10 protein-coding genes are annotated in these 11,863 nt (G+C 73.7%); 5 read left to right on the top strand and 5 right to left on the bottom strand.

What is annotated here, in order from left to right; translation table 11 throughout:
- Window positions 1-70: 70 nt before the first annotated feature.
- The 3 genes from lexA to ACWAUO_RS14595 all read left to right on the top strand — a co-directional run bounded on the left by lexA (window position 71) and on the right by ACWAUO_RS14595 (window position 4,292).
- Window positions 71-742, top strand: coding sequence for a transcriptional repressor LexA (gene lexA / locus ACWAUO_RS14605; RefSeq protein WP_460776459.1), 672 nt, complete (start codon window positions 71-73; stop codon window positions 740-742).
- 79 nt (window positions 743-821) lie between these two features.
- A complete protein-coding gene (locus ACWAUO_RS14600) occupies window positions 822-2,144 on the top strand; it encodes a hypothetical protein (protein ID WP_460776458.1) in 1,323 nt (440 codons plus the stop codon).
- A gap of 9 nt (window positions 2,145-2,153) precedes the next feature.
- Complete coding sequence (locus ACWAUO_RS14595) at window positions 2,154-4,292, top strand: S9 family peptidase (protein WP_460776456.1); 2,139 nt, start codon at window positions 2,154-2,156, stop codon at window positions 4,290-4,292.
- A 15-nt stretch (window positions 4,293-4,307) separates the two neighbouring features.
- On the opposite strand, the gene hflX is transcribed toward ACWAUO_RS14595, so the two are convergent.
- Window positions 4,308-5,810 (bottom strand): GTPase HflX, encoded by a 1,503-nt coding sequence (gene hflX / locus ACWAUO_RS14590; RefSeq protein ID WP_460776455.1) that lies wholly within the window; start codon window positions 5,808-5,810, stop codon window positions 4,308-4,310.
- Between the two features lie 78 nt (window positions 5,811-5,888).
- Here hflX and ACWAUO_RS14585 point away from each other — a divergent pair, with 78 nt between their 5' ends.
- Both ACWAUO_RS14585 and ACWAUO_RS14580 read left to right on the top strand, forming a co-directional pair.
- Entirely contained in the window at window positions 5,889-6,530 is a 642-nt protein-coding gene (locus tag ACWAUO_RS14585) for a class I SAM-dependent methyltransferase (protein WP_460776454.1), read from the top strand.
- Between the two features lie 96 nt (window positions 6,531-6,626).
- Window positions 6,627-7,871 (top strand): MFS transporter, encoded by a 1,245-nt coding sequence (locus ACWAUO_RS14580; protein ID WP_460776452.1) that lies wholly within the window; start codon window positions 6,627-6,629, stop codon window positions 7,869-7,871.
- Here the strand turns inward: ACWAUO_RS14580 and dapF are convergent.
- From dapF to miaB, 4 genes are all read right to left on the bottom strand, one after another.
- Window positions 7,844-8,704 (bottom strand): diaminopimelate epimerase, encoded by an 861-nt coding sequence (dapF, locus tag ACWAUO_RS14575; protein ID WP_460776451.1) that lies wholly within the window; start codon window positions 8,702-8,704, stop codon window positions 7,844-7,846. The genes ACWAUO_RS14580 and dapF overlap by 28 nt on opposite strands.
- Window positions 8,705-8,957: 253 nt before the next feature.
- Window positions 8,958-9,380: a GNAT family acetyltransferase gene (locus ACWAUO_RS14570; protein WP_460776449.1), complete on the bottom strand. Its 423-nt coding sequence runs from the start codon at window positions 9,378-9,380 to the stop codon at window positions 8,958-8,960.
- Entirely contained in the window at window positions 9,377-10,303 is a 927-nt protein-coding gene (miaA, locus tag ACWAUO_RS14565; protein WP_460776448.1) for a tRNA (adenosine(37)-N6)-dimethylallyltransferase MiaA, read from the bottom strand. The genes ACWAUO_RS14570 and miaA overlap by 4 nt, the downstream gene beginning before the upstream one ends.
- On the bottom strand, window positions 10,303-11,850 hold the full coding sequence (gene miaB, locus ACWAUO_RS14560) for a tRNA (N6-isopentenyl adenosine(37)-C2)-methylthiotransferase MiaB (RefSeq protein WP_460776447.1): 1,548 nt from the start codon (window positions 11,848-11,850) through the stop codon (window positions 10,303-10,305). The genes miaA and miaB overlap by 1 nt, the downstream gene beginning before the upstream one ends.
- Window positions 11,851-11,863 lie beyond the last annotated feature (13 nt).

Below are 11,863 nucleotides of genomic sequence, written 5' to 3'. Positions count from 1 at the left end.
CAACAACACCGAATCACCGACCTCCGACATTCGAAGACGCGGGCGGCCGGAACCCGAGGGAGTCACGCAGATGAGCGCAGCGCCGAAGCCGCAGACCCGACGCCGCAAGAGCCTGAGCGACAAGCAGCTGGCGATCCTCGAGGTGATCCAGCGCTCCATCGCCACCCACGGCTACCCGCCGAGCATGCGGGAGATCGGCGACGCCGTCGGACTCAAGTCGCTCTCCAGCGTCACCCACCAGCTCAACCAGCTGGAGCTCAGCGGCTACCTCCGCCGCGACCCGGGCAAGACCCGGGCGATGGAGGTGCTCATCGACCTGCCGGGCACGGCGACCGAGAACCCGGCCGACTCCGCCCCGAGCGTCGGCGACGCGGCGCTCGTCCCGCTGGTCGGACGGATCGCCGCCGGCGTGCCGATCACCGCCGAGCAGCAGATCGAGGAGGTCTTCCCCCTCCCCCGGCAGCTCGTCGGCAAGGGCGAGCTGTTCATGCTCAAGGTCTCGGGGGACTCGATGATCGACGCCGCGATCTGCGACGGCGACTGGGTCGTCGTCCGTTCGCAGTCGACCGCCGAGAACGGCGACATCGTCGCGGCGATGCTCGACGGCGAGGCGACGGTGAAGACGTTCCGCCAGCGCGACGGCCACACCTGGCTGCTGCCGCGGAACTCGGCCTTCGAGCCGATCCTCGGCGACGAGGCCGTGGTGCTCGGCAAGGTCGTCGCGCTCATGCGCGCGGTCTGACCGACGCCCGCTCCCCATCCCGACGGCGCCGCCCAATATGGTGGGCGTGCACGGATCCGTGCGAGGGGATGGGGAGACGATGAGCGACACCGCCGCGCTGCGCGCCGAGATCGAGCGACTGCAGGCCGAGAACGACCGGCTGCGCGGGACGCGGCCGCCGCGGCGGGGGCGCTGGCGGGCCTGGGTGTCCGTCGTCTGCCTGGTGCTCGCCGGCATCCTGGTGCCGCTGTCCGTCGTCGGTGTGTGGACCCGCGCCCAGCTCGTCGACGAGCAGCGGTTCGTCGAGACCTTCGCCCCGCTGGCCGACGACCCGCAGGTCCAGCAGGTCGTGATCGATCAGGTGGATGCGGCCGTCCAGGCGCAGGTCGACATCCCGGCCCTCACGGACACCCTCTTCGACGGCATCGCGACCCTCGACCTGCCGCCGGCCGCGCTCTCCGCGCTGGAACTGCTCCGGGCTCCCGCCGCGTCCGGCGCGCAGACCCTCATCACCAACACCGTCGGGGAGCTGGTGCGATCCGACGCGTTCGGCGCGATCTGGGACCAGGCGCTCGTCTCGAGCCACCGCGCACTGGTGGCCGCGGCGACGGGCGGCGAGGGGGACGCGGTGGTCATCTCGGGCGACGGCGAGATCGGGATCCAGGTCGGTCCGATCATCTCGTCGATGAAGGGGGTGCTCACCGACCGCGGGTTCGCCATGGCCGGGATGATCCCGCAGATCGACGCGACCATCGTGGTCGCCCAGGCGGATGCGCTCGCGCTCGTCATGCCGGTGTACGCCGCCGGCGCCGCGGCCGGCTACGTCCTGCCGTGGGCGGCGCTCCTGCTGCTGGTCGCCGGCGTGCTCGTCGCCCGCGACCGGATGCTGGGCGCCACGGGCGCGGGGATCGCGATCCTCGCCGGTGCCGTCGCCACGCTGCTGGCGCTGGGGATCGGCGGCACCGTGCTGCAGACGCAGGCGCCCGCGCTCGGCGTCCCGTCGGCCGCGGCGGCGTCGCTGTGGTCGATCATCACGGGCCGGATGTCGACGACGGCGGTCGTGCTCGTCCTGCTCGGCGTCACCGTGGCGCTCGCGGGCTGGGTCGCGGGCCGTTCCGCGCCGGCCCGGCGCCTGCGCGGGGTCGGCGGGTCGCTCGCGGCGTCCGCCCGCCGCAGCCTTCGCGCCCGCGGTCTGGACACCGGCGCGTTCGGCACCTGGCTGACCGCGCAGCGGACGCTCGTCACGGTCGGCGTGGTGGTGCTCGCAGTCCTCGTCCTGGTGTTCGCCCCGCTCACGGCGGGCGTCGTCGTGTCGGTCGTGGCGGGCGTCCTCGTCCTGCTCCTGGCCGCGGCGCTGCTGCGGAAGGACGCGGGCGACGACGCCGCGACGGCGGAGGTCGACGCACCGCCTGCCGCGCCGTAGCGTTGGGGTGTGACGCAGACCCTGCCCTACGGTTCCTGGCCCTCGCCGCTCACCGCGCAGGCGGTGACCGCCGCCGCCCCGCGGCTCGACTGCGCCGCGTTCGTCGGCGACGAGGTCTGGTGGGGGCAGTCGATCCCGGCCGAGGGCGGACGGGTCGCGGTACTGCGCCGCCTGGCGGACGGCACCGTCGAGACCGTGCTGCCGGCCCCGTGGAACGCACGGTCGTCGGTGCACGAGTACGGCGGCGGGGCCTGGACCGCGACGGATGCGGGCGAGCTCGTCTTCGTCGAGAAGGGCGACCAGCGGCTCCGCATCCTGCGCCGGGGTGAGCAGCCGCGGCCGCTCACCCCGGAGGACCCGCGGGCGCGGTACGGCGGCCTCCGCTGGTCGGGCCGGCGCCTCATCGCCGTGCGGGAGCGCCACGGCGACGCCGGCACCCCGACGCGCGCGATCGTCGAGGTCCCCCTGGACGGCTCGGCCGCCGCGGAGCCCGACCGGATCCGTGTCCTCGCGGAGGGCGCCGACTTCGTCGCCCAGCCGGCGCTCGCGGACGACGGCCGCCTCGCGTGGATCGCCTGGGACCATCCGGACATGCCCTGGGACCGCACCCGCCTCCACGTCCGCGAGGCCGACGGTACCGTCCGGACCGTCGTCGACCGGGGCACGGCGCCCCTGCAGCCGGTGTGGCACGGTGAGACGCTGCTGTTCGCCGACGACCCGTCGGGGCGCTGGAACCTGTTCCGGGCGGACGGCGACGGGATCCACGCGCTCGCACCGGCGGATGCGGACACCGGCGGCGCGCTCTGGGTCCTCGGCCTCCGATGGTTCGATGTGCTGCCCGACGGCCGCGTCCTGGCGGTCCGCACGCACGGCGCGGAACGGCTCGTGCTCATCGACCCCGCAACCGGGGCCGTCGACCCCGTGGCCCCGGAGCTGCGCGCGGGGATCACGGTGGAGCAGGTGCGCGGCACGGAGGCCCTCGTGATCGGCGCACCCGCGACCGGTGACGCCGCCCTCTGGCGCATCGATCTCGGCACCGGTGCGGCTGAGGCCGTCACCGCGTCCGACGCGCCCTGGGACGAGCGCTGGGTGCCGACCCCGCGCGAGCTGACGTTCCCCGGCCCGCACGGCCCCGTGCACGCGATCGAGTACGCGCCCACGAACCCGGATGCGGTGGGCCCGGGTGACGAGCTGCCGCCCTACCTCGTGCTCGTGCACGGCGGACCGACCTCCCACGCCTCCCCCTCCGCATCCGCGAAGGTGGCGTACTTCACCAGCCGCGGCATCGGGGTGCTCGAGGTGAACTACGGCGGGTCGACCGGCTACGGACGCCCGTACCGGGAGCGTCTGCGCGGCCAGTGGGGTGTCGTCGACGTGGACGACGTCGCCGCGGCGGCGGCGGGCCTCTGCGAGATCGGCCGCGCCGACCCCGCGCGGCTCGCGGTCGAGGGAGGCTCGGCGGGCGGCTGGACGGTGCTGGCCGCGCTCGTCGGCACGGACGTCTTCGCGGCGGGTGTCTCCCGGTACGGCGTCGGCGACGCCCGCGCCCTCGCCCAGGACACCCACGACTTCGAGGCCCGATACCTCGACGGGCTCATCGGACCGCTCCCGGAGGCGGACGACCTCTACCGCGAGCGGTCGCCGCTCTCGCGCCCGGAACGGTTCCGGGTGCCGCTGCTGATCCTCCAGGGCGAGGAGGACGCCGTCGTCCCGCCCGCGCAGGCGGAGGCCATCCGCGACGCGCTGGTCGCCCGCGGCGTGCCGCACGGGTACGTGCTGTACGAGGGCGAGGGGCACGGGTTCCGCAGGCGCGAGACGGTCGTGCACGCCCTGGAGAGCGAGTACGCGTTCCTCGGGCGGGTGTTCGGCTTCGCCACCCCCGACGTCCCGCCGTTCGAGCTCTCGGTCGGCGCGTTCACCGGCGTCGACGGCCCGCACGGTCGGGAGCTGCGGATCGACGCCTCGGCCGCGCCGTCCGACCACGCCGCGCGCGACCTGGCGATCATCGTGTCCCGTGAACCCGAGCGGCCGCTCTCCGCGTGCACCGAGGACCCGGCGTGGGCGCAGCTCCTGCAGGCCGACGGGTTCATGCCGGTCGAGGGCGAGCCGGGGCGCTACGTGCTCATGCCCACCCTCGACGGGGTCTGACCGGCCGGGACCGGCTCAGCGCGCGAACGGCTGCAGCCTGCCCGCGAGCGACTCGGGGACGCGCGCACGGAGGGCGGTCCCGCCCTCCTCGTGGCGCTGCTCGAGGATCATGCCGTGCTCGTGCACGGCGGAGACGAGGTCACCGCGGTCGTAGGGCACGAGGGCGTCGACCTCGACGGCGGGAAGCGGCAGCGCGTCCTCGATGACCGCACGGAGCCCGTCGACGCCCTCGCCGGTGCGGGACGACACGAACAGCGCGTCGGGCTGGAGGCCTCGCAGCAGCAGCCGCGCGTCCTCGTCGAGGAGGTCCGCCTTGTTGAACACGACGATCTCGCGGGTGTCGCGGGCGCCGACCTCGCCGATCACGTCACGGACGGTCGCGAGCTGGGCGCCCGGGTCCGGGTGCGATCCGTCGACGACGTGCACGATGACGTCGGCCTGCCCGACCTCCTCCAGCGTCGAGCGGAACGCCTCGACCAGCTGGTGGGGCAGGTTCCGGACGAACCCGACGGTGTCGGTGAGCGTGTAGATCCGGCCGTCGGCGGTCTGCGCACGCCGGACCGTGGCGTCCAGGGTCGCGAACAGCGCGTTCTCCACGAGTACGCCCGCCTGGGTGAGGCGGTTCAGCAGCGACGACTTGCCGGCGTTCGTGTACCCCGCGATCGCCACACCAGGGATGGTGTTGCGCCGCCGCTCGGCGCGCTTGGCGTCGCGCGCGGGCGCGAAGTCGCGGATCTGCCGACGCAACTGCGCCATGCGCGTGCGGATGCGGCGGCGGTCCAGCTCGATCTTCGTCTCACCGGGACCGCGCGAGCCCATCCCCGCGCCGCCCGCGCCCACCTGACCACCGGCCTGGCGGCTCATCGAGTCACCCCAGCCGCGCAGGCGCGGCAGGAGGTACTCGAGCTGGGCGAGCTCGACCTGCGCCTTGCCCTCGCGGCTCTTCGCATGCTGGCTGAAGATGTCGAGGATCACGGTGGTCCGGTCGATGACCTTCACCTTCACGACGTCCTCGAGGGCACGTCGCTGGCTGGGTGCGAGCTCGGTGTCGGCGATGACCGTGTCGGCGCCGACCGCGGTGACGATGTCGCGGAGCTCCTCGGCCTTGCCGCGGCCGACGTAGGTCGCCGGGTCGGGATGCGGGCGCCGCTGCAGCACCGCGTCGAGCACGACCGCACCGGCGGTCTCGGCGAGGGCGGCGAGTTCGCGCAGCGAGTTCTCCGCCTCCTCGGTCTGCCCCTGCGGGTGCACGCCGACGAGCACGACGTTCTCGAGTCGCAGCTGCCGGTACTCGACCTCGGTGACGTCCTCGAGCTCGGTGGAGAGCCCGGGCACGCGGCGCAGCGCCGCGCGCTCCTCGCGGTCCCACTGCTCGCCGTCGGTGTCCGTGTGCGCGACGGTCGCCGCATCCTGCAGCGCCTGCGCGGTGCCGCTCAGGTGGACCGTGGCGCGCGGGGTCGACCGCGCGAGGATTCGCTCGACCGGGTCGGTGACCTGGTCATCGTGGCTGTCTGTCATATGCCCTTTCCGCGGCGTCGCCTCGCGACGCCAACTCTAGCTTCACGCGCAGGGGCCGTCCTCCGCTACGCTCACTCCATGCCCAGCGACCACTACTTCAGCGCGTCGCCCGCATCTCCCGAGAAGCTCCGCACCATCCGAGTCACGCTCGCCGGTCGCGACATCGAGGTCACGACCGCCGGTGGTGTCTTCAGCCCTGATCGGCTCGACGCGGGGACCGCCGTCCTGCTCTCCCACACCCCGCCGCCCCCGCCGGGCGGCAATCTGCTCGACCTCGGATGCGGGTGGGGCCCCATCTCGCTGTCACTGGCCATGCAGTCGCCCCGCGCGACCGTGTGGGCGGTCGACGTGAACGAGCGGGCCCTCGACCTCGTCCGCCGGAACGCCGAGGGCCTCGGCCTCGACAATGTCAACGCCGTCACGCCCGAGGATGTTCCCGAGGACGTGTCCTTCCGCGGCATCCGGTCCAACCCGCCCATCCGGGTCGGCAAGCAGGTGCTGCACGGGATGCTGGAGCACTGGCTGCCCCGCCTCGACGAGCGCTCGGACGCGTGGCTGGTGGTCGCGCGGAATCTGGGGGCCGATTCGCTGCAGCGCTGGATCACCGCGAGCTTCCCGACCGGGTACAGCGCGCACCGGGCGGCGACCGCCCGCGGGTACCGGGTGCTGAAGGTGCGCCGGCACGGCAGTCCGCCGACGGCGCCCGTCGACATCGTCTGACATCCGCGCGTCACACGGCGCTGGTACGCTGCGGGACGAACGAGATATGGGCTGTGGGTGCGATCCGTGGTGGGGGACGCATCGGTGAGGAGACCCATGTCCACCCGTCGTTCCGGCCTGGCCGGATACCGCGTCCTGCCCGCCACAGCCGGCTGGGGCTACCTGGTCGCCGCGACCCTCGGCAAGCTGCCGAGCGCGATGACCCCGCTCGCCGTCCTGACCCTCGCGACCGCCGCGACCGGCTCGCTCGCCGTCGGCGGGTTCGCCGCGGCGGCCGCCGCGCTCGGCGAGGCCGTCGGCGGGCCGACCTCCGGCAACATCGCCGACCGCTGGGGGCAGCGCAACACCCTCGTGCTCGGCGTCGCGATCAATGTCACGATCCTGCTGACCTTCACGTTCGGCGCCGGGGTGTTCCCGGACGCCGCGACCATCGCCCTCGCCGGCCTGACCGGCCTCACCATCCCCCAGGTGAACGCGCTGTCCCGCGCCCGGTGGCTCATCATGACCCCTGAGGACACGCACGCCGCGCTCGCGTTCGAGGGCGTGTCGGACGAGGTGGGCTACATCGTCGGTCCGGCCCTCGTCGGCATCATCGCGGTGGCCGTGAGCCCGCAGGCCGCCATGCTCGCGACCGCGACGCTCATCGCCGTGTTCGTGACGATGTTCGCGTTCCACCGGACGCACCGTCTCGTGCCGCTGCGCCGCGACGTGCGCCCCACGGCGGAGGAGCGCGCCGTCCGCGGCATCGGGTCGCTCCGCCGCCGCGTGCTCATCGGCATCTGCCTGACCGGCACCGTCTCGATGGGCGTGTTCTTCGGCGGTAGTCAGGCGGGGCTCACCTCGTTCGCCGGAGAGATGGGCGCGCCGGACGCCGGGGCCCTGCTGTACGCCGTGATGGCCGTCGGTTCGAGCATCACGACGCTGTCGATGGTCATGCTCCCCGCCTCCATCGGCCCGTGGGTGCGCTGGAGCGTCGCCGGCGCCGGCATGACCGTGGGCGCCGTCCTGCTGATCGCCGCGACCGACATCCCGACCGTGCTCGTCGCCGGGCTCGTGGCCGGGGCGTTCCAGGGCCCGATGCTGCTGACGATCTTCGCGATCACCGGCTCGCTGACCGAGCAGGGCACGGGCGGGTTCATGATGGCGCTGCTGAACGGCGGGGTCGTCGTGGGCATCGGCCTGGGCGCCGCGCTCGCGGGGCAGGTCGCCGAGACGGAAGGTTCCGGCGCGGCGTTCTCGCTCGTGGCCGCCGCCTGCGCGCTGCTGTTCCTCCTCGGCGTCGCCGCCGGGGTCACCGCGTGGGTGCGACGGCGTCAGGCGAGCGTGACCTCGCCGGTGTAGACCAGCACCGCCGGGCCCGACAGCAGCACGTGGCCGTCGCGCATGCGCACGCCGAGCTCGCCGCCGGGGATCCGCACGCGCCACTCGTCGGGCGCGGCGGGTCCGGCCCAGTGGCGCACCGCGATCGCGGCGGCCGCGACGCCGGTGCCGCAGCTGAGGGTCTCCCCCACACCGCGCTCGAACACCCGCATCCGGACGGTGCCGACCCCGCCCTGGACGAGCGGGTCGGCGGGGACCACGAACTCGACGTTCGCGCCGTGCGACGGCGTCGGGGTGAGGATCGGCTGGTAGACGAGGTCGAGGTCGTCGAGCTCGTCGTCGCTGGAGAGGGCGACGACGACGTGCGGGTTGCCCACGTCGATGCCGAGCCCGGGGCGCGCGACCGGCAGCCCCTTCGCCTGCACCAGCACGTCCTGCTCCTCGACGATCCAGCGGCCGAGGTCGACCTCGAACCCGTCGCCGGTCGCGGTGAGGGTCTTCACCCCGGCACGGGTGCCGATCGGCACGGGGTCGGCGCCGATCACGCCGAGACCGCTCTCGACGAGGTACCGCGCGAACACGCGGATGCCGTTGCCGCACATCTCCGCCGCGGAGCCGTCGGCGTTGCGGTAGTCCATGAACCATTCGGCGCCGGCGGCCGCCGCATCCGCGCCCTCGGCGATCGCCGCGGCGCGCACGACGCGCAGGATGCCGTCGCCGCCCACCCCGAACCGGCGGTCGCACAGGACGGCGACCTGGTCGTCGGAGAGATCGAGGGCACCGTCGGGGTCCGCGACGATCACGAAGTCGTTCCCCGTGCCGTGACCCTTGGTGAATGCGATCGTCTGCGGCATGCCCCGAGTCTATCGGCGCCGGTTCTCCGCCCCGCCCGATCCCGGATCGCCGCCGGATTCGGGTGGGTCACGGGATTCGGGTGCGTCACGAAATTCGGAGCGTCACGGGATTCGGGGAAGTCACGGGATTCGGATGGTTCGGCCGCATCCGGCCCGAATCCCGTGAGATCACCGAATGCGGTGACGGCGACGCGGCACGGCACGGCGACGCGGCACGTGACAGGCGGATGCGGTGCGGCCCGCTCGGATGCGGTCAGTCGTCGGGGATGAGGCGCTTGCCCGCGAGCCACGAGTCGACTTCCTCGTAGCCGAGCGCGTCGTAGAAGCCGCGCGCACCGGTGTTGTCCGGCCGCACCATGAGCTGCACCTTCGGGCATCCCATGGCCGTCAGCAGCCGCTCCGCCTCGGCCACGAGCGCCCGGCCGATGCCGGTGCCGCGGCGCTCGGGGGCTGCCGCGAGGTAGTACAGCCAGCCCCGGTGCCCGTCGTAACCGGCCATGACGGAGCCGACGACCACCCCGTCGTCGACGGCGACGAGGAACAGCTCCGGCTGGACCGCGCGCTTGCGCTCGATGTCGCGGTACGGGTCGTTCCAGGGCCGCAGGAGCCCCGCCGCGCGCCACAGCGCGACGACGGGTTCGGTGTCGGTGTCGGCGAAGGGGCGGATGCGGATCATGCCGGCTCCCCGTCGAGGACCGACGCGGCCGCGGCGCCGGATCCGACCCACACGGCCTCCCGGTAGCGGCGGAACCACGAGACCTGCCGCCGTGCGTAGCGCCGCGTGAGCGCCTGGGTCTGCGCGATCGCCTCCTCGCGGGAGAGCTCGCCGCGCAGTTCGCCGAGCGCCTGGGCGTAGCCGATCGCGCGGGATGCGGTGACCCCCTGCTCGAGTCCGGCGTCGCGGAGCGCGGCCACCTCGTCGAGCAGGCCGTCGCGCCACATGCCGAGGACGCGGGCGTCGAGCCGCGCGACCAGGTCCTCCCTCGGCACCCCGACCGCGACCACCCGCGTGTGCGGATGCCAGTGCACGGGTTCCTCGGGCAGCGCGGCCCCGTGGGTGTCGGCGCCCTGCGCGAGCACCTCCAGCGCGCGGACGAGCCGGCGACCGTTCCGGGCGTCGATGCGCGCCGCGGTCGCGGGGTCGGCGGCCCGGAGCCGCTCGTACAGGGGCGCCGGACCGTGCTCGGCGAGCTCCGCCTCCAGCTCACGGCGGAGTCGGTCGTCGCGCGGGGGGAAGCGGAAGTCGTACAGCACGCCCGACACGTAGAGGCCGGAGCCGCCCACGAGCACGGCGTCGGCCCCGCGGTCGTGGATCTGCGCGATCGCGCTGCGCGCCGCATCCTGGTACCGGGCGACCGCGGCCTCCTCGGTCACGTCGAGCACGTCGAAGAGGTGGTGCGGGATGCCGCGGCGCTCGGCGGGGGGCAGCTTCGCGGTGCCGATGTCCATGCCGCGGTACAGCTGCATGGCGTCGGCGTTCACGATCTCCGCCGGGCGCCCCCGGGCGGCGAGCGCCTCCGCGAGGTCGAGCGAGAGGGCGGTCTTGCCGGTGCCCGTCGCGCCGACGACGGCCCAGAGGCGCGGCACGTCCGCCGCCATCACTCCCCGATGCGGAGCGTCGGGATCCCGAGCGCCACGGCACGGGGCGCGCCGCCCGCGGCGGGGGCGGGCACGCCGCAGGATTCGGCCTGCGAGCGGTCCCAGGCGTCGCCCGCACGGGTCCGGCGGATGCGCAGCGGCGCGCCCTCGGGTGCGTCCGCGAGCAGGTGGAACGGCGCGGCGTGCGTGACGGTGACGGTGACGACGTCGCCGGGGCGCGGCACGGGTGAGCCCGCCGGCACCTCGAAGTGCACGAGCCGGTTGTCCTCGGCGCGGCCGGTCAGCCGGTGGGTCGCCGCGTCCTTCTTGCCCTCGCCGGTGGAGACGAGCACCTGCAGTTCCCGGCCGAGCTGCTTCCGGTTCTCCTCCAGGCTGATGCGCTCCTGCAGGGCCACGAGCCGGTCGTAGCGCTCCTGCACGACGTGCTTCGGCACCTGGTCGGGCATGGTCGCCGCCGGGGTGCCTTCGCGGATGGAGTACTGGAACGTGAAGGCGCTCGCGAACCGCGCCTGCTCCACGACCCGCATCGTGTCCTCGAAGTCCTCGTCGGTCTCGCCGGGGAAGCCGACGATGATGTCGGTCGAGATGGCGGCGTACGGGATCTTCTCGCGCACCTTCTCCAGGATCCCGAGGAACCGCTCGCTGCGGTAGGAGCGGCGCATGGCGCGGAGGATCCGGTCGCTCCCGGACTGCAGCGGCATGTGCAGCTGCGGCATGACCGACGGGGTCTCCGCCATGGCGTCGATGACGTCGTCGGTGAACGCGGCGGGGTGCGGGCTGGTGAAGCGGATGCGCTCGAGGCCCTCGATCTGCCCGGCTGCGCGCAGGAGCTTCCCGAACGCCTGGCGATCGCCGAACTCGACGCCGTAGGAGTTCACGTTCTGCCCGAGCAGGGTCACCTCGATCGCGCCGTCCTCGACGAGGAGTCGGATCTCGCTGAGGATGTCGCCGGGACGGCGGTCCTTCTCCTTGCCGCGCAGGCTCGGGACGATGCAGAACGTGCAGGTGTTGTTGCAGCCGACCGAGATGGAGACCCAGCCGCTGTGCACGCTGTCGCGCTTCGTGGGCAGCGTCGAGGGGAACACCTCCAGCGACTCCAGGATCTCCAGCTCCGCGTCGTCGTTGTGCCGGGCGCGCTCGAGGAGCCCGGGGAGCGAGCCCATGTTGTGCGTGCCGAACACCACGTCGACCCACGGGGCCTTGCGCTGCACCGTCTCCTTGTCCATCTGCGCGAGGCAGCCGCCGACGGCGATCTGCATGCCGGCGTGCTGGTCCTTGCGGCTCTTCAGGTGGCCGAGCGTGCCGTACAGCTTGCCGGCGGCGTTGTCGCGCACCGCGCACGTGTTGATGACGACGACGTCGGCCTCCTCGTCGGCGGCCGCGCGGACGTACCCCGCGGCCTCGAGCGAACCGGAGAGCCGCTCCGAGTCGTGCACGTTCATCTGGCAGCCGAACGTGCGCACCTCGTAGGTGCGGGCTCGGCCGTCCGCGGCGACGGCGGCCGGCGACGCGTCGATCACGGTCGGGGCGGAGGACGGGAGAGTCATGATGCCGCCATTC

The sequence above is a fragment of the Microbacterium sp. GXF7504 genome (assembly GCF_054798235.1).
The sequence above is the reverse complement of the archived record's forward strand: the minus strand, read 5'-3'. Positions and strand labels throughout refer to the sequence as shown.